15 protein-coding genes are annotated in these 18,201 nt (G+C 45.5%); 14 read left to right on the plus strand and 1 reads right to left on the minus strand.

What is annotated here, in order from left to right:
* Nucleotides 1–265 precede the first annotated feature (265 nt).
* From pflB to RIM23_RS30125, 7 genes are all read left to right on the plus strand, one after another.
* A complete protein-coding gene (gene pflB / locus RIM23_RS30095; RefSeq protein ID WP_446372107.1) occupies nt 266–2,551 on the plus strand; it encodes a formate C-acetyltransferase in 2,286 nt (761 codons plus the stop codon).
* Nucleotides 2,552–2,838: 287 nt separating this feature from the next.
* Nucleotides 2,839–3,612: a pyruvate formate-lyase-activating protein gene (gene pflA / locus RIM23_RS30100; protein WP_446372109.1), complete on the plus strand. Its 774-nt coding sequence runs from the start codon at nt 2,839–2,841 to the stop codon at nt 3,610–3,612.
* 16 nt (nt 3,613–3,628) lie between these two features.
* Nucleotides 3,629–3,886 carry a (2Fe-2S) ferredoxin domain-containing protein gene (locus tag RIM23_RS30105; protein ID WP_446337168.1) on the plus strand — a complete coding sequence of 86 codons (258 nt, stop codon included), beginning with the start codon at nt 3,629–3,631 and terminating at the stop codon, nt 3,884–3,886.
* 25 nt (nt 3,887–3,911) lie between these two features.
* Nucleotides 3,912–4,418: a PAS domain S-box protein gene (locus RIM23_RS30110; RefSeq protein WP_446355060.1), complete on the plus strand. Its 507-nt coding sequence runs from the start codon at nt 3,912–3,914 to the stop codon at nt 4,416–4,418.
* Between the two features lie 123 nt (nt 4,419–4,541).
* Nucleotides 4,542–5,708, plus strand: coding sequence for a SpoIIE family protein phosphatase (locus RIM23_RS30115; RefSeq protein WP_446355058.1), 1,167 nt, complete (start codon nt 4,542–4,544; stop codon nt 5,706–5,708).
* Nucleotides 5,709–5,728: 20 nt separating this feature from the next.
* Complete coding sequence (locus RIM23_RS30120) at nt 5,729–6,280, plus strand: hydrogenase maturation protease (RefSeq protein ID WP_446372091.1); 552 nt, start codon at nt 5,729–5,731, stop codon at nt 6,278–6,280.
* A gap of 224 nt (nt 6,281–6,504) precedes the next feature.
* Nucleotides 6,505–9,249: a bifunctional acetate--CoA ligase family protein/GNAT family N-acetyltransferase gene (locus tag RIM23_RS30125; protein WP_446372093.1), complete on the plus strand. Its 2,745-nt coding sequence runs from the start codon at nt 6,505–6,507 to the stop codon at nt 9,247–9,249.
* A gap of 367 nt (nt 9,250–9,616) precedes the next feature.
* On the opposite strand, the gene RIM23_RS30130 is transcribed toward RIM23_RS30125, so the two are convergent.
* A complete protein-coding gene (locus tag RIM23_RS30130; protein ID WP_446372095.1) occupies nt 9,617–10,285 on the minus strand; it encodes a hypothetical protein in 669 nt (222 codons plus the stop codon).
* A gap of 119 nt (nt 10,286–10,404) precedes the next feature.
* Here RIM23_RS30130 and RIM23_RS30135 point away from each other — a divergent pair, with 119 nt between their 5' ends.
* The 7 genes from RIM23_RS30135 to glgA all read left to right on the plus strand — a co-directional run bounded on the left by RIM23_RS30135 (nt 10,405) and on the right by glgA (nt 17,709).
* Nucleotides 10,405–10,668 carry a hypothetical protein gene (locus tag RIM23_RS30135; RefSeq protein WP_446372097.1) on the plus strand — a complete coding sequence of 88 codons (264 nt, stop codon included), beginning with the start codon at nt 10,405–10,407 and terminating at the stop codon, nt 10,666–10,668.
* Nucleotides 10,669–10,787: 119 nt separating this feature from the next.
* Complete coding sequence (locus RIM23_RS30140) at nt 10,788–11,069, plus strand: DUF433 domain-containing protein (RefSeq protein ID WP_446355050.1); 282 nt, start codon at nt 10,788–10,790, stop codon at nt 11,067–11,069.
* 988 nt (nt 11,070–12,057) lie between these two features.
* Nucleotides 12,058–12,531 carry a glucosaminidase domain-containing protein gene (locus tag RIM23_RS30145; protein WP_446372099.1) on the plus strand — a complete coding sequence of 158 codons (474 nt, stop codon included), beginning with the start codon at nt 12,058–12,060 and terminating at the stop codon, nt 12,529–12,531.
* 75 nt (nt 12,532–12,606) lie between these two features.
* Entirely contained in the window at nt 12,607–13,602 is a 996-nt protein-coding gene (locus RIM23_RS30150) for a glycosyltransferase (protein WP_446372101.1), read from the plus strand.
* Nucleotides 13,603–13,717: 115 nt separating this feature from the next.
* A complete protein-coding gene (locus tag RIM23_RS30155; protein WP_446372111.1) occupies nt 13,718–15,070 on the plus strand; it encodes a P-loop NTPase fold protein in 1,353 nt (450 codons plus the stop codon).
* A gap of 300 nt (nt 15,071–15,370) precedes the next feature.
* Nucleotides 15,371–15,910: a hypothetical protein gene (locus tag RIM23_RS30160; protein ID WP_446372103.1), complete on the plus strand. Its 540-nt coding sequence runs from the start codon at nt 15,371–15,373 to the stop codon at nt 15,908–15,910.
* A 362-nt stretch (nt 15,911–16,272) separates the two neighbouring features.
* Complete coding sequence (gene glgA / locus RIM23_RS30165; RefSeq protein ID WP_446372105.1) at nt 16,273–17,709, plus strand: glycogen synthase GlgA; 1,437 nt, start codon at nt 16,273–16,275, stop codon at nt 17,707–17,709.
* The last annotated feature ends 492 nt before the right edge of the window (nt 17,710–18,201 follow it).

Genomic DNA, 18,201 nt, shown 5'->3' on the forward strand with positions numbered 1-18,201 from the left:
TTAGGATATAGATAGACAGTTAGAGAGAGCAGTAAACGTCCAAGCTAAATAGACCGCAAGGAATAGATTTAGTGAGGATAAACCTTACTGTTCCTCCTCCAGATCCATGAATTTAGTCAAAAGCCTGAGGTAAAAATAAAACACTACGGTTTTTAAGCAGCAACACAAATACCTTAGACTTTTGACCAAAATTTACGAAAAACAAAGGATCAGAGCTACGTCGAAAGTCGAAAAGTTTACACAAGAAACGAGGTAAATAATGCATATGGTTGGGACATTTGTACCTAACACGTCTACGCAACAGCAAGAGACAGCCAGTGTTTTATGCGAACAATGGCAGGATTTTACTCCCGGTAAATGGACGAATGAAATTAATGTCCGGGATTTTATCCAAAAGAATTATACCCCCTATAAAGAAGACGACTCCTTCTTGGCAGGAGCAACTGAACGGACTAAAATACTCTGGCAAAAAGTCTGCGATTTAATGCAGCAAGAGCGGGAAAAAGGTATTTTAGATGTCGATACCAAAGTTCCCACAAGTATCACCGCCCATTCACCGGGTTATATTGACCAAGACATCGAGCAAATTGTCGGGGTACAAACCGATAAACCTCTAAAACGGGCAATTATGCCCTTGGGTGGTATCCGAGTTGTCAAGAAATCCTTAGAAGCTTACGGCTATCAACTTGATCCCCAAACGGAAGAGATTTTCACCAAATATCGCAAAACCCATAACGATGGGGTGTTTGATGCCTACACGCGGGAAATGCGGACGGCGCGGCGATCGGGTATTATCACGGGGTTACCGGATGCCTATGGTCGGGGTCGGATTATTGGTGACTATCGCCGGGTTGCATTGTATGGGATCACTCGTTTAATTGCTGATAAAAAACAGCAGCAAGATTCCCTGGAATTCGATGCCATTGACGAGTCGGTGATCCAGCAACGGGAAGAAATTGCTGAACAAATCCGGGCGCTAAAAGAACTGCAAGAAATGGCAGCTAGCTATGGCTATGATATTAGCCGTCCGGCGGCAAATGCCCAGGAAGCGGTGCAGTGGACGTACTTTGGCTATCTGGGTGCGGTGAAGGAACAAAATGGTGCCGCGATGTCCTTAGGACGAGTGTCTACGTTCCTGGATATTTACGTTGAACATGATTTAAATAACGGCACTCTCAACGAATCCGAGGCACAGGAATTAATTGACCATTTCGTGATGAAACTGCGGATGGTGCGCTTTTTGCGGGCACCGGCTTATAATGAACTGTTCTCAGGTGACCCGGTTTGGGTAACCGAAGCCATTGGCGGAATGGGTGAAGATGGTCGTCCGTTGGTGACGAAGACGAGTTTCCGTTTCTTGCATACTCTCAATAACCTAGGTCCTGCACCGGAACCGAATTTAACCGTCCTGTGGTCAGAACGGTTACCGATTAACTTTAAGCGGTTCTGCGCCAAGGTATCGGTAGAAACCAGTTCGATTCAGTACGAGAACGATGACCTGATGCGATCGCACTATGGTGATGATTATGGCATTGCCTGCTGTGTATCGGGAATGCCCATTGGCAAACAGATGCAGTTCTTTGGTGCACGAGTCAACTTGGCGAAAGCCCTACTCTATGCCATTAATGGTGGTAAAGATGAAAAAGCGGGCGATCAAGTCGGTCCAGAACTAGCACCAGTGACCTCAGATTACCTAGATTATGACGAGGTGACGGGGAAATTTGACCAAATGATGGAGTGGTTGGCGAAACTCTACGTCAATACCCTGAATGTGATCCACTATATGCACGATAAATATTGTTATGAGCGTTTGGAAATGGCGCTGCATGACCGGGATGTTTATCGGACGATGGCTTGTGGGATTGCGGGATTGTCGGTGGTTGGTGATGCGTTATCGGCGATTAAATATGCCAAGGTGAAAGTCCTTCGCAATGACCAGGGTCTAGCCGTAGACTATGAGGTAGAAGGAGATTATCCGAAATTTGGCAATAACGATGATCAGGTGGATGAAATTACTGCCAACCTGGTGAAAGCGTTTATGGATAAAGTCCGCAAGAACAAGACCTATCGCGGTGCTGTTCCTACCCAATCGATTCTCACGATTACCTCAAATGTAGTGTACGGGAAGAAAACCGGCAGTACCCCCGATGGTCGCAAAGCTGGGGAACCCTTTGCCCCTGGTGCGAACCCAATGCATGGTCGTGATAGCAATGGCGCGATCGCAGCTTTAGCTTCAGTGGCGAAACTTCCCTATGAACATGCCCAAGATGGCATTTCTTATACGTTCTCCATTGTGCCGCAAGCATTGGGTAAGACGGATGATGCTAAGGTGAATAACTTGGTGGGAATGCTAGATGGGTATTTCCATGATGAAGGTCATCATATCAATGTCAATGTCTTCAATCGCGATACCCTGCTTGATGCGATGGATCATCCGGAAAAATACCCGCAGTTAACGATTCGGGTATCGGGTTATGCGGTGAACTTTATTAAATTAACCCGCGAACAGCAACTGGATGTGATTAACCGCACGTTCCACGAACGGATTTAGGTGCAATGACATTTTGGGTTCGCCGAAACCCGTAGGGTGGGCAATGCCCACCAACTAACAAGGCAAAGCGAAGGATCACTCACCAGGTTTCCTCGAACCAAGCGAAGTCGGGGCGGGTTTAGTTACATCTGGGTGCTTTCGTAAACGATACTGATCAAACCCGCCCCTACACATTCCTCTGGGCGGGTTTATTTACATCTAAGTGCTTTCGTAAACGATAGTCATCAAACCCGCCCCTACAGACGAATAATGCCACGTCTGGAACACTCAACATTTGAACTATGGTAATGCAATCATCAATTTCTCAATCCCCAATCGCCACTCCCAAAACCTCTGTAACCGGACGCATTCATTCCATAGAAAGCTGCGGTACAGTCGATGGTCCGGGTATCCGCTTTGTTATTTTTACCCAAGGCTGTCCCCTGCGCTGTCTTTATTGTCACAATCCGGATAGCCGCTGTATCCGTGAAGGTCAGGAGGTTACTGTTGATGAACTGATAACCCAGATCCAAAAGTATCGTTCTTATATGCGCTTTTCCGGCGGCGGCGTTACCATCTCAGGGGGTGAACCCTTGATGCAACCGGAGTTTGTCCGCGAAATTTACCGACGCTGCCAAGATTTGGGGATTCATACTGCCCTAGATACGTCTGGTTATGTCAACTTGGATCTGGTCAAACCTGTGCTGGATCATGTAGATTTGGTCTTGTTGGATATCAAGTCCTTTGATCCCAAAATTTATTTTAAGATTACCAACGTTTCCCTAGAACCCACACTCGCATTTGCCCAGTATTTGAGTGAGATTAAAAAGCCAACCTGGATTCGCTTTGTCTTAGTCCCCAACTTATCCGATAATTTAGAGAGTATTGAGGGATTAGCCCGCTTTATCTCAACCTTAGGCAATGTGGAAAAAGTAGAAGTTCTCCCTTTTCACAAAATGGGAGAATATAAATGGGAGCAGTTGGGGTACGACTATCAGCTCAAAAACACGCCCTCGCCCTCGCCCCAACAGGTGCAGCAGGTGATGGAAATCTTCCAAAGACAGGGGCTGAACGTGCAGTAAAATTGAGGTGTAAAATATGGACGGGAAAGAAAATCTCTATTTATGTATGGGTTCAGCGTGCCATCAACTGGGTGTTTATGAAGTATTACCCAAAATTCAGGAGTTGATTAGCACATACAATTTGGGGGATAAAGTTGAATTAAAGGGTTCCTTTTGCCTAGAAACCTGTAGCGCTGGTATTGTGATGAAATTCAAGGATAAATTTTTTGTCAATATCAATGCTAACAATGTCGAGCAAAAGTTTAAACAAGAGATTTTGCCTTGTCTTCAATGATACAGCATCTTGAACAATAAATAATATGGCAAGTAACGATAAAAGTTTGTGGGAACTACTGTGGCAGTATGATCCCAATGGCTTGATTGTCGTGGATAAAAATATGACAATTAAGCTGGTCAATCCCGCCTTTTGCAAAATGTTTAAGGTGGAGCAGGAGGCGGCTGTTGGTCAGTCCGCCTCCCAAATTTTAACAGATGTCAGTGATTTTCAACGGGTCTGGGATAATAATGAAGTGATTCAGGGGAAGGAAAAAGAGTACGCCAATCACCAACTTTATGTCAGAGAAGTTATTTTTCCGATTAAAGAGGAAAATATAATTGCAGCTATTTTTGTGAATATGAGTTATGAGTTACAGCGGAAGCGAGAATTGATAAAGGTTAAGCGAGAAACGGTGGAGAAGGTTAATGAGGTGGTGGATAATCAAATGAAAGTTGTACAAGAAATTGCTGGAATATTGGGAGAAACGACGGCAACGACGAAGGTGAGTCTATTGAAAATTATTCAAATGGTGGAACAGGAGATGGGGTAGAAGATAACTAGAGTCGCTGAATAAGTCTTGCGGTGGGGTTGTAGAGACGTGCCATGGCACGTCTGGAAGCAATGTAGAGACGTAGCTACGTCTGGGAGCAGTAGTTTCACTAGAGAATAGCTTATGAGCAGTGATAACTTTCTGGATATCTATGATTTGAGCTTAAATAAAAAGGGAGAGGAACTGTGTGGCGACAAGGTTAAGTTTATCAAGACGAAGGATAAGAGCACAATTGTTTTATCCGATGGGTTGGGAAGTGGTGTCAAAGCAAACATTCTGGCAACACTGACGACGGAAATATTGATCACCATGTTGAATGCTGACCTGTCCCTAACTGAGGTGATCAAAACGGTGATTGGTACTTTACCAATTTGTCGGGTACGGAAAATTGCTTACGCCACTTTTACGATTATTCGGATTAATCATCAAACCAATAAGTTTAAGGTTATAAACTTTGATAACCCACCAATTTTTCATTTTAGGAGAGGAAAACCTGTACCAGTTGAAACGCGCACGGAGAAAATTATGGAGAAAGACATTGTTATCTCAGAAGGGTATTTAGAACGGGGAGATTTCCTGGGTGCGATTAGTGATGGCGTCTTGTATGCGGGGCTGGGTGAGGTTTTAAATTTTGGCTGGGGCTGGGAAAATATTGCCAAATACATCGAAAGCTTATATATTCGGGATACCTACACTGCCCGTAATATTGTCCGCAAAGTGATTAGCGAAACGCACAGCCTGTATCAAGGGAAAATTGGGGATGATGCCACGTTTGTGGGCGTCTGTGTACGACAGCGGAATGAGTTAATGATTTTTACAGGTCCGCCTTTAGATCAACGGCAAGACAAAGTTTATGTGGAACGTTTATTAAACTTTGAGGGCAGAAAAGTGATCTGTGGCGGCACCACGGGGAATATTGTGGGCAAATATCTGGGCGAAGAGGTGGAAATGGATATTGCCACCATGCGACCGGATCTGCCGCCGATTGGGAAGTTAAGTCAAATTGACTTGGTAACCGAAGGGATATTAACCATCTCGAAAAGCCTAGAAATCTTAAAAAAATGTAAATGTGATATAGATCGCTTACCCACTGACAGCAATGGGGCGGTGCTTCTAGCCAAGGAAATCTTGATGGCGGATTCGGTACTCTTCTTAGTGGGACAGAAAATTAACGAATTTTACCAAAATCCGCTGTTACCCAAAAACATTTCCATCCGCCGAAATTTAGTAGAAGAGGTAGTGAAATATTTGCAAAACCATAAAAAAGAAGTCCAGTTAGAATACTGCTAACACCAATTGGGGTAATGAAAATGAATGCCACCCTTAAGACCGATTTAGGACAAGCCAATCCAAATCCTCAGTCATGGGTGGTGATTGGCTATGGGAATACGCTGCGGCGGGATGACGGTGTGGGTCAAGTTGTGGCAATGCAGGTGCAAGAGTGGGGATGGCTTGGGGTGCGATCGCTCCCCCTACACCAACTGACCCCAGAACTGGCACAAACCTTAGCTACTGTGGATGGGGCGATTTTTGTCGATGCTTATCCCGTCTCGCCTGAGAAAGCCTTGGTGCAAGTCTTTCCGCTGCGATCGGGGGAGGCTGATTCTGTCCCATTCGGGCATCATTGTGATCCGCGATCGCTCTTAGCTCTAGCCCAAGCCCTTTATAATCATTCTCCCCCCGCTTGGTTGGTTACCATTCCCGCTGTTGACTTCGAGTTTGGCGAAACCCTCTCACCCATTGCCCAACAGGGAGTTACCGATGCCCTCATTCATATTCATCGCTTGTTGGCAACACCAGGGGAGTCGCCGACTCAAGAATCATCAGGTTGCGCCGATATGAGGGAGATGAGGGAGTTGTGAGTTAAATCTCGCACTCAGTCTGGGCGGGCGCGAGTCCCATCTTTTGTGAGGTAAGAAACCATAGTAGTAAAACCCGCCCCTACACAATCAAAACCTCTTCCCCACCTTCTCCAACTCAGAGGGCAGATTATCAGGGAGAACCCTAGGCTTGAGTCCTTGGGTGTTCAGCGTTAACCGTTCCGTTCAATTTTTCCCAGATTAATTAATAAGGAAAGGAAAAAACAATGGTTAAGCCACTTAAACCAACCACCGATCCAGCTTATGATATTCTGCGTTCCGAACGTCAACCCCTGCACTCCTTCTTCGCCCCCGAGACAGTTGCGGTAATTGGGGCGACAGATAAAGAGGGAAGTGTAGGGCGAACCCTACTGTGGAACTTAATGAGTAATCCCTTCGGGGGAACCATTTTTCCCGTGAATCCCAAACGGCATAATGTCCTAGGGATTCCCGCCTATCCCAGCATTAAAGAAATACCCGATCGCGTGGATCTGGCGATCATTGCCATACCCGCCCCCCTGGTACCCGGAGTTATCCAAGAGTGCGTTGATGTTGGCGTCAAAAGCGCGATTATTATTTCAGCAGGATTTAAAGAAATTGGTCCCAAGGGAGTTGAGTTAGAACAAAAAATCCTGGAAACCGCCCGGGGCAAAATGCGAATTATTGGTCCCAATTGCCTGGGTTTAATGAGTCCGCGCACGGGGTTAAATGCCACCTTTGCCAGTACCATGGCGCGTCCGGGTAATTTGGCGTTTATTAGTCAGAGTGGGGCATTATGTACCGCTGTCCTCGATTGGAGTTTCTGGGAAAATGTCGGCTTTAGCGCCTTTATTTCCATTGGTTCCATGATTGATGTGAGTTGGGGGGATCTGATTTACTATCTCGGAGATGATCCCCACACCCATAGCATCGTCATTTATATGGAATCCATTGGTGATGCCCGATCCTTCCTCTCAGCGGCGCGGGAAGTGGCATTAACTAAGCCGATTATCGTGATTAAAACTGGGCGAACTGAAGCCGCCGCCAAGGCATCAGCGTCCCATACCGGTTCTTTGGCAGGTAGCGATGATGTCCTTGATGCCGCATTCCGCCGCTGTGGGGTGGTGCGTGTAAATACCATCTCCGAACTGTTTGATATGGCAGAGGTATGGGCGAAACAACCCCGTCGTCCCAAAGGACCCCGCTTAACAATTATTACCAATGCCGGGGGACCCGGAGTTTTGGCGACAGACGCCCTGATTAGCGCTGGCGGTGAACTAGCAGAACTATCTGAGGGGACAATAACTGCCCTCAACGAAATCTTGCCGCGCCATTGGAGTCATGGCAACCCCATTGATATTCTCGGTGATGCTGATCCCGATCGCTATACCAAAGCCTTAGATATTGCCGTTGACGATCCCAACAGTGACGGCTTGCTGGTGATCCTGACGCCCCAAGCCATGACTGATCCCACCCAAATTGCCGAACAGTTAAAACCCTATGCCCAGAAAGCCGGGAAACCAGTGTTTGCCAGTTGGATGGGGGGATCAGAAACGAAAACCGGGGAAACCTTACTCAACCGTGCCAGTATTCCCACCTATCCCTACCCCGATGATGCGGCGCGGTTATTTAATTTAATGTGGCAGTACAGCTACAACCTGAGTGGGATCTACGAAACGCCGATTCTGCCCTCATCCGAAGAAACCGCACCCGATCGCGCTTGTGCCCAGCAGATGATTGAAACCGCACGGCAGGCGGGGCGGACGATTCTGACGGAGTTGGAATCGAAACAACTTCTGGCTGCTTATAATATCCCAATTGTGCATACAGGGGTGGCGAAAACGGAAGAGGAAGCGGTGAATTGGGCAAATTCCCTGGGGTATCCCGTGGTGCTGAAACTCTTTTCCGAAACCATTACCCATAAAACTGATGTGGGTGGGGTGCAGTTGAATCTCACCGATGCGGATGCGGTACGCTGGGCGTTTCGGGGGATTCAATCCTCCGTGACAGAGAAAGTCGGTGCCCACCATTTCTTGGGCGTCACGGTTCAGGAAATGGTGCGTTTGGATGGTGCTTATGAATTGATTATTGGCAGCAGTGTCGATCCGCAATTTGGACCGATTTTAGTCTTCGGATCGGGCGGACAGTTAGTGGAGGTCTTTAAAGACAGCGCGATCGCACTACCTCCGTTGAATACCACCTTAGCGCGGCGGATGATGGAACAAACCAAAATCTACAAAGCGCTTAAAGGGGTGCGGGGACGTAAACCTGTGGATTTGACAGCACTAGAACAAATTCTGGTGCAATTTAGTCAGTTAGTCATCGAACAACGCTGGATTAAAGAAATTGACATTAATCCCCTGCTGGCGTCTGCTGACAAATTAATTGCGGTAGATGCACGGGTTGTGCTGCACGAACCGGATATGCAAGAAGATCAACTCCCCAAAACCGCGATTCGTTCTTATCCCAACCAATACACCTGTCCCTGGAAGCTTACTGATGAGACGCCAGTGAAGATTCGTGCCATCCGTCCGGAAGATGAACCCCTAATTGTCAAGTTTCACACCACCCTATCCGATGAAAGCGTATATTTGCGGTACTTCAATGCCATTAAGCTGAGTCGGCGGATTGCCCACGAACGCTTAACCCGCATCTGCTTTATCGACTATGACCGGGAAATGGCGCTGGTTGGGGATTATAAGAACCCTGAAACCGGAAAGCATGAAATTTTAGGTGTGGCGCGACTGAGTAAACTGCACGGGATTAACGAGGCGGAATTCGCCATGTTAATTAGTGATCCCTATCAGCGCCGGGGATTAGGCACAGAATTACTGCGGCGCATTGTGCAAATTGGGCGGGATGAGAAACTCAGCCGGATTACGGCAGAAATTCTCGCCGAAAATATCCCCATGCAGAAAGTGGCGGAAAAAGTGGGATTCCGTCTCTCCCGTGCGGGGAATGAATTAGTCAAAGCAGAGATTAATTTATCGTAAAACTCTGTCTCCCTCGTTCCCAGGCTCTGCCTGGGAATGCTCTTGTGGAGGCTCCAGCCTCCTTTAACAGCGGAACAGTTGACTAGAGGGCATTTTTTTCTAGTTATTGGAAACGAGAATAAAAGGATCTTTTACAGGTTGTAGAGACATTCCCTCGAAGTCTCTAGGATGTTTGGGCGGACTGTCCAAAAAGGGGGGAGTTACCCGGATTTGGCATTATCTGTAGGGGCATAGCACTGCTATGCCCTTTAAAGTGGGTAAAGTTAACCAATAAAATCTTGAAGACGTTACAGAAAATATCTCCACAAGATAATAGCAAAATCCTAAATATTAAAAACAAAGATTTAGACAGAAAAAATCTTACATCCTAGCCTCTATTTTTGCCCCGTTTTAACCTTTTACCAATCAAAAAAGTACTAATCATTACTGTCCCTATAGTTAATGAGGGTTCTGGAACAGTTGTGGAATCTGTAGAAAAAGCGGCATTGAATGAATAGTCCCGATTATCTCCATTGTTGTACCAAAAAGCATTGTTTTTACTGTAATAAAGACCGTATCCTTCTGAATAAGAATCCTGATCAAAATTATATCCAATGGCTCCCGAACCCGGAGTTTCCACATTCAAATAAGCTACGTACTGCTGTCCAGCAAGCAGAGAAATTGCTCCAGTGTTAAAAGTAATTTCAGCATAACCAGACGGTGTAGCCGTATATCTCGGCAAACCGGCTACTGACTGAGAATCGCTAGAGTAGATGTCTATAGCTGACTCGAAGGTAGTGGGATTCCAGGGTGCAAGGTGGGCTGTGAACTCTGTAGGAGGGCTTTCTACTGAACTGAGAAAAAAGCTAAAGGAATTGATCACATTATCCTTTGGTACGGTGAAGACTTGTCCATAGCGACTATTCTCGAATATATATCCTGCACCTAGCCATCCGGCTGTCGTATCGATTTCAGCCGCCTGTGCTATCTCAACTGTTCCTAAACTGAGTAGTGTCACCCCGGCTGTAGCGGTTAATAAGTTTTTTACACCCAACATGAACTTTTCCCTCATCATACACATCCTCTAAGTACCTGTACTCATGATTTTAATTCATTCCCACCTCAGACGCTTAATATGAAGTGTTATAAAGCCAGCTCATAATCTCGCCTTCTACAATGGAAGCATCAGCCCAATACGAGGAGAAAGTCATGGCAGCAGAACGAGAATTTGATGATGCTCTACATGAAGCTGGCGTAGAGGCGGCTAGGGTACTGATAGAGTTTCTCAAGAATCCATCGGAAGGAGAAGGCGAGACGAGATCCTCCTTCTCTGACAAAGACGCAACAATAGTCAAAGTTAAAGTTGCTCTTCAGGTACTGGCAATAGCCAATGATTTACCAACTCCCCCATTTTTTATCGACCAGAGCAATAAATCTTAAATGAAATACCCCTGGCTGTAGGCGATAATTTAGTCTTTGATAAGAGAAAGCCTACATTAAGCGCTAAGCTTGGTGCTAGGAGTACGCTACCTAAATGATAACGATTTTTGAGAGTAGCAATGGTTCAAACCACGGAATATCTTTACATTGTTAGAGACGAGCAGATTTTGAGGGGTGAGCCAATTATTAAGGGAACTCGTACACCCGTAAGAGCAATTGTTGAAACTTGGCGTATGGGTGTTGCACCAGAAGAAATTCCCAAAGGGTTGCCTCATTTGACTTTGGCGCAGGTGTTTAGTGCATTGACTTATTACAGCGATCATCAAGATGAAATCAACAATTACATTGAACGTAATCGAATTCCTGATGAGTTGATTGACCCATTGGTTAAAGATTTGTGAGCAACCTTTTTATTTGTTTGTACTTAGATGAAGATGTCAATGTCTTGGTCGCAGGGGTGAGTTACAGGCTGTCTGAAGAATAAATACACCGTTACGGTAAATCGCTTTTACAGCTTGGGGCATAAAAAAAAACTCCGGAGTCAATTAGTACATTTGTATTAAATTGATCACGCGCCCCCTCTGCGATCGCACCGTTACTTGATACTTATACCAAGTTGCTTTCTCCAGCAGGGATAGGTGAAACCAAAGTAACTCATTACTCCATCTTATGACAGATGTGCCATGGCACGTCTCTACGTTACTTTTTTTATAGCTAACTGGGATTACAAAACCAAGACTTTAGTGATCGCTATCACGGGAAAATCCATTTTTAACACACAGTAGTGGAAATTTAGATCACAACAATTACCACTAGAAATTTCTACTCTAGAAGTGAAGCCCACATTTCGATTTGAGTACGTGCTGTCAATCAGAATGTGGGCGGCTGTCAGGGTTTTAGGGGTGCATCTGCCCTTTCATATTCATTTAGGGTCTTTTACAAGGCAGGGTGCATTTGCTTTCTCTAGTTTCCGCCAATTATCAGTAAAATGGGTAGAGTTACGATGAAATCTGACCCGCTGAATATAAAAATTTAGTAAAGCTTTAGAGTTCCCGATCTGTTCGCCACGATCTGTAAGTCAACGATATCTCTCGTACAAGGCACAAGGCTACCCGGTTTATTTATTACATATTATGAACCCTTCATTCTCTTCAAAACCTTGATGTTGAAGGGTTTCATATTTTTGCTGTAAGCCTAGGTAAATTTTTATATCAAAATTTCACCGTTCCAGATGAAAAGCTCTACAACTAGATGTATCTAGAGCAGTGCGGCTCCAAATACTAACCTGTTAACAATAAACGAAAAAGCAGATACCCTAAGCTTTACGGCATTGGAACCCTGCAGCCTTCGGATGTCTGCTTTCTTGTACTAGAAAGGAGATAATCACTCATGAGTTGGACCCAATTCATCGAAGCGGTAGCCCACACAGAGATTGAGTTCCCACAGCTAGCAACGGCGTGTCTAGCCCAGGCAATTCTGGAAAGTGGACGGGAAACAACAGAATTGGCAAAGCTATACAACAATCACCACGGAATGAAGTGGCGCGAGGAGATGAAAGGCTTCGCTGTACCAGTCTACTACGAAACAGACAGTGAACCGACAGGGGGGGCGGAGTTTTGCAAGTTTGCCACAAAAGCCGATGCGGTTCGCGGCTACTGGCGTTTTCTTGACCGTTCACCCTATCAAGGATGGCGCAATCACGTCCAAAGTCCTGAGGCGTTTATTACCTTCATTAGTCCAATTTGGTGTCCTTCTGGCTACACAGACACCTGGAAATCCCGTCATGGAGGGTTAGTCTACCATGAATACATTCTTCAGAAGTTGTATAACGAAGCCTCTGAACTTTTCAACTCAGTGCGTTAACTACACTATAATCTTGACTGAAGTCAATGACATTCATTGTAGTATACAAACAATCTCACTGAGGCAATTGGTGTTTTGAGAACCCTTTACTTTTTAGTCCCTGGAACTTATGGCACATTTGCTTGTGGAGGTCTTTGGGCGGAGTTGAAAACCCTGAGTCTGGCAAAGCAGGTTTGCCCTGCTGAGGTGGTAACCTATCGTCAACGGGAAAAGGATATCCTGTTCCTAGATGATTTACTCAAGCAACAGGATTTAAATAATGTTATTTTTGTGATCAGTTGGGGATTTGATATTCCAAAACTTGTGGCAAAACTCAAGTCTAATCCGGTTATTTACCATGCCCATAGTGCTGGGTATCGATTTAAACTTCCAGCGCGTATTCCTATCATTACTGTTAGTCGCAATACCATGGGATATTGGGGACAGCGATCGCCTAATTCTCTCATTTACTATTTACCGAATCATATTTCGGAAGAATTCCAGAATTTTAACCGAGAACGAGATATTGATGTGTTAGTTCAGGCGCGGAAATCGTCTGAGTATTTACTCCAAGACTTGATACCAGAGTTACAGAAGCATTGTCGTGTTAAAGTTGTTGATTCCTACGTCGAGGATTTGCCGGGACTTTTTAATCGGGCTAAGGTTTATTTGTATGACTCGGCTGAGTATTGGGCGCAACAATGGGTGAGTGAAGGCTTTGGGCTGCAACCGATGGAAGCCCTTGCCTGTGGTTGTCAGGTTTTTTCTAGTGTGAATGGGGGCTTATCGGATTATTTAGATCCGGGGTTTAATTGCTATAAAATAGCGGGATACTCTTTAGAGTATGATAGTAAACGCATTCTCCGAGTTATAGAAAATCCGTCTCTCAAGCCTTTGGATAAACAGTTTTTTGTCGAATACCGTTCTGAAAATATTATCCGTCGCATTCAAATAATTTTGTCTGATATAAATGAGTTTTTTGATTTAAGCCAAAATCTACCTGGTAATATTCCAAGCTTGACGAGAATACGGCTAGCTAAGTTAAGTATCCAGAGATTTTCTAATAAGCTATGGCAAAAAATATATCGTTAGCAACTAAAACGGTCTGAAATCCAGTAAAATACTGGCGGATCGAATCCGTTAAATTTGGTAATACGATAGCCCTTTTGCATCAGGACGAATGACAAATGACAAAGGACAAATGACGATGAAAGTAGATCTACAGACTTTTTTTAGAGCCACGAATCCCAGCCGAACGCTGGTTGTGGACAATCCAGAAGACCAGAAATTTTATACCGACTTTTCCCCGGTACGCGGGGGTAAGATTATTGAAGAACTTAAAGATAATATTACCTTTTTTTCACCTGATGAACCAACCTGCGCCTTATTTACGGGACATATTGGTTCTGGCAAATCGACGGAGTTATTGCGACTGAAGGCAGAATTAGAAGAAGATGGGTTTCATGTCGTCTACTTTGAGTCGAGTGAAGACTTGGAAATGGCGGATGTGGATATTGCTGATGTGCTACTGGCGATCGCACGTCGGATTTCTCAAAGTTTGGAAACTGTCCAACTCGGTAAATTAACGGGGTTACAGACGCTGCTACAGGGGGCTGCAAGGGTATTAAATGCCGAGGTGCAGGGGGTGAAAATTAAAGTTCCAAATTTGGGAGATGTGGGTGTCGTCTCTCAAGAGGATACCGTTTCTCTGGCGTTTGGGATTGGCGAAATCACGGCGAAGACAAAAAGTGATGCGACGCTGCGTCAGCGACTGAATCAGTACCTGGGACCTCAGAAAACCCAGCTACTGCAGGTGATTAATCAGGAGCTTATTGAACCTGCGATCGCGAAACTCAAACAGCAGGGTAAAAATGGTTTAGTCGTGATTGTGGATAATCTGGATCGGATCGATAATAGCCCAAAACCGTGGGGACGTCCACAACAGGAGTATTTGTTTGTGGATCAGAGTGAATGTTTAACTAAGTTGCATTGCCATTTAGTTTATACCATGCCCTTGGGGTTGAAGTTCTCTAATGATTATGGCATGTTGACACAACGGTTTCCTGAACGACCAAAAATATTACCGATGGTTCCGGTACAGTTAAAAGATGGGAGTGATTGTCAAGCGGGAATCAGTTTACTGCGACAGATGGTTTTAGCACGAGCATTTCCGGATTTAGAGGAAAAAGAACGTCTGGAAAGTTGTACTGAAATTTTCGATAATTTGGAAAGTTTAGACTATCTATGTTACAGGAGCGGGGGTCATGTGCGAGATTTGTTGAAGTTACTCAATGATTGGATAAAAAAGGAACGGAAGTTTCCCCTGTGTCGGGAGACTCTGGAGAAGTTAGTTCGGCTATATCGGAATGAAATGACGCTGAGAATTTCGGATAGTCAGTGGGGGTTATTGCGACAAGTGCAGCAACGGAAATGGGTGAGTGATGATCAGGGATATGAAATGTTGATTCGCAGTCGGTTGGTGTTTGAATATTATTATGATGATGAGTCTTGGTTTGATTTGAATCCGATTTTGGTGGATGCTCAAGAGTTGCAGGGATGAAACGGTAGGGGCGCAAGGCTTGCGCCCTCGATGCTTGCTTTTTTAGCTGTGTTATGTGAGTTAGAATAGTTTGATGGGGTAGGGGGGATACGGGTTTATTTTTTTAACGCAGAGGAACGCAGAGGTTAACGCAGAGGAACGCAGAGGGTTCGTGTACATTATAGGTAGGAGGGAGTGTTTGAGAATAACGGTATAGTGGGTTTCGATAAGTGGCAATTTATAAGGCGGTTGAAATGGTATTCAAATCCTGATGGCTGTTTCTGGTTTTCGTTTTGGTAAAACCTGATACAGAAATTTAATATGGATAAGTATATAGAGGAGGTTACTATTGATAATCAGGAAGCCTTAGAGGAGTTGATTTGGGCAATTGAAGCCTCTGAGGGAGGGTTTTACATCATGCTGGCGCGTTGTAATTATGCGTATTTGCAGGAACGTTTAATCCAGCAAGTGCAGGATCAATGCGCTCTTGATATTCGAGTTATTTATCTTAAAGAATCAGACAGAATACTTTATTCGACAATTTGCGCCCGATTGGGACAGGAAATGCCCGCCGCTTTGATGGTGTCTGGATTAGCCACGGTGGATAATCTGGATGATATGCTGAGGGCAACGAATCAGGTGCGGGAGGAGTTTCGCAAGAATTTTCACTTTCCGGTTATCTTGTGGATTAATGATGCGGTTCATGTCAAATTTCTGAGAATTGCCCCAGATTTTGAGAGTTGGACAACCACAACCAGATTTGCAATTCCCACGGATGAGTTGATTGATGTTCTCCAGGAGACGGTTGAGTCGTTATTTGCGACAGCATTAGCTGTTAATTCGTATAATTCACTCGCTTGAATAACTTGTGCCATAATCGTTGAGTTGTTTGGCTAGCATCCTTTGAGTATAAGGGTTTGAAGCGCTGAGGGAACCGGATGCGATCGCGCGTCTGTGGCAGATTCTCAGCCAAGGGTAACCCGATCGTCTGTAGGGGCGGGTTTTACCGATATCATGCTCTTCAAAACGGGTAATATCAAATCTGGGTTAGCCACCCCCTTTATAATCTAGTCCGCGCAGGCGGACTTTGTTTGTGTAGCAGCGATTTCAATCGCCTCCTCTTGCTGGCGCGAAAATGCCACGAATTCAAGGATTCGTCATTGTAAACGCCCCTCTGAAGGATACTATTACTACTTGAGACGTCATAGTACACAACTATCGTTATGAATATTCTTTTTGTTGCCGCAGAGGTAGCACCCCTGGCAAAAGTCGGCGGTATGGGGGATGTCGTGGGCGCATTGCCTAAGTTCCTGAAGCGCTTGGGACATGATGTGCGGATTTTTATGCCCTATTACGGCTTTTTAGCCCACAAGATGGAGATTCCCAAAGAACCCGTCTGGTGGGGGTATGCCATGTTTGAGTCATTCGCCGTCTATGAAACGGTTTTACCCGGAACCGATGTCCCCCTCTATCTGTTTGGACATCTCGCCTTCTCAGGGCGCAATATCTACGGAGGAGAGGATGAAGACTGGCGGTTTACCCTGTTTGCCAATGGTGCATCTGAGTTTGCTTGGAATTACTGGAAACCGCAAATTATTCATTGTCACGATTGGCACACCGGCATGATTCCCGTGTGGATGAACCAATCCCCGGATATTTCCACCGTCTTCACCATTCACAACTTGGCGTATCAAGGTCCCTGGCGCTGGCGCTTACAGCAGATAACCTGGTGTCCTTGGTACATGCAAGGTCATAACACAATGGCGGCGGCGGTACAATTTGCTGACCGAGTTACTGTCGTCTCGCCAACCTACGCTGATCAAATCCGCACGGCTGAATACGGCGAAACTCTAGAAGGGTTAATCTCTTTCATTAGTGGTAAAACCGTCGGAATTCTCAATGGCATTGATACAGATAGTTATGACCCAGAAATCGACAAATACCTAGAGCAAAATTTCACCGCCGATACAATTGAATTACGTCGCAAAAATAAAGTGACCCTGCAAGAAGAGGTGGGCTTAGAAGTCAACACCAATGTCTTTCTCATGGGTATGGTCACGCGCCTAGTTGAGCAAAAGGGGATTGACCTATTATTACAAGTCCTCGACCGCTTCATGGCTTACACCGATGCCCAATTTATATTACTGGCTGCCGGTGAACGTTACTACGAAACCCAAATGTGGCAATTGGCATCCCGCTATCGGGGTCGCATGTCTGTCCAACTCCTCTATAATGATGCTCTGTCCCGACGCATTTATGCCGGTTGTGATACATTCTTGATGCCATCCCGGTTTGAACCTTGTGGGATTAGTCAACTGCTAGCCATGCGCTACGGCTGTGTCCCTATTGTCCGGCGTACAGGGGGTCTGGTGGATACCGTTTCTCACCATGAACCTGTTAGCCAAACCGGCACTGGCTACTGCTTTGACCGCTATGAACCCTTAGACTTTTATACCTGTATGGTGCGGGCTTGGGAAGGCTTCCGCTTTAAAGATCAATGGACAACCCTACAGCAGCGGGGGATGCGTCAGAATTTCAGTTGGGATAAATCAGCCAAACAGTATATCCGCGTATACCGAGAGGTGTTAGGATTACCGCCAGAGGACGAAACTGTCCAACCGCAAGAGGCAGATTCACCCCTTACAGGGGTTATCAGTTAGACTCACTCCCCTACCCAATCCCCGATTTAATTAAGGCGTCGGGAATCTAAGGGGAACAGGTGATTCGTGATACTTGTAGGGGCGGGTTTGGGGACTTGCTGTTGGCTATTGATGGTAAAATTGGTGCAAAACCCGCCCTTACTCAGTTTGCAGGTGAGCTACCAGACGGGAGCTCCGCCCCCTGCATTTCTACTAAACCGTTACATAAGACGTACTCAAAACTGATCAACCATAGTCAAATCTAGCCTTGATGCTTACTTCCTGCTTCATTCTGGCGGTGTCGGCACTCAACCAGTCCACAGGCACTTCCCCACCTAACTGGCGGCTATCTCCAAATTAATGGAGGCGTTAAAAATTAAAGTCAGTGAAGAGGTTGCCCCCTCCACTGCTCTCCAAAACGGTACGTGAAAGTTTCCCTTCATACCGCTCCTCATCGGGACGGGATTTGTCATATCTACGTCACCACCAACATATCGTTTATCCACTGATAGT

The sequence above is a fragment of the Coleofasciculus sp. G3-WIS-01 genome (assembly GCF_040223135.1).
GTDB lineage: Bacteria > Cyanobacteriota > Cyanobacteriia > Cyanobacteriales > Coleofasciculaceae > Coleofasciculus.

Excerpts from the sequence above, each read along its gene's own strand:
- pflB (WP_446372107.1), top strand. The coding sequence starts at position 266 with ATGGTTGGGACATTTGTACCTAACACGTCTACGCAACAGCAAGAGACA.
- pflA (WP_446372109.1), top strand. The coding sequence starts at position 2,839 with ATGCAATCATCAATTTCTCAATCCCCAATCGCCACTCCCAAAACCTCT.
- RIM23_RS30105 (WP_446337168.1), top strand. The coding sequence starts at position 3,629 with ATGGACGGGAAAGAAAATCTCTATTTATGTATGGGTTCAGCGTGCCAT.
- RIM23_RS30110 (WP_446355060.1), top strand. The coding sequence starts at position 3,912 with ATGGCAAGTAACGATAAAAGTTTGTGGGAACTACTGTGGCAGTATGAT.
- RIM23_RS30115 (WP_446355058.1), top strand. The coding sequence starts at position 4,542 with ATGAGCAGTGATAACTTTCTGGATATCTATGATTTGAGCTTAAATAAA.
- RIM23_RS30120 (WP_446372091.1), top strand. The coding sequence starts at position 5,729 with ATGAATGCCACCCTTAAGACCGATTTAGGACAAGCCAATCCAAATCCT.
- RIM23_RS30125 (WP_446372093.1), top strand. The coding sequence starts at position 6,505 with ATGGTTAAGCCACTTAAACCAACCACCGATCCAGCTTATGATATTCTG.
- RIM23_RS30130 (WP_446372095.1), bottom strand. The coding sequence starts at position 10,285 with ATGTTGGGTGTAAAAAACTTATTAACCGCTACAGCCGGGGTGACACTA.
- RIM23_RS30135 (WP_446372097.1), top strand. The coding sequence starts at position 10,405 with ATGGAAGCATCAGCCCAATACGAGGAGAAAGTCATGGCAGCAGAACGA.
- RIM23_RS30140 (WP_446355050.1), top strand. The coding sequence starts at position 10,788 with ATGGTTCAAACCACGGAATATCTTTACATTGTTAGAGACGAGCAGATT.
- RIM23_RS30145 (WP_446372099.1), top strand. The coding sequence starts at position 12,058 with ATGAGTTGGACCCAATTCATCGAAGCGGTAGCCCACACAGAGATTGAG.
- RIM23_RS30155 (WP_446372111.1), top strand. The coding sequence starts at position 13,718 with ATGAAAGTAGATCTACAGACTTTTTTTAGAGCCACGAATCCCAGCCGA.
- RIM23_RS30160 (WP_446372103.1), top strand. The coding sequence starts at position 15,371 with ATGGATAAGTATATAGAGGAGGTTACTATTGATAATCAGGAAGCCTTA.
- glgA (WP_446372105.1), top strand. The coding sequence starts at position 16,273 with ATGAATATTCTTTTTGTTGCCGCAGAGGTAGCACCCCTGGCAAAAGTC.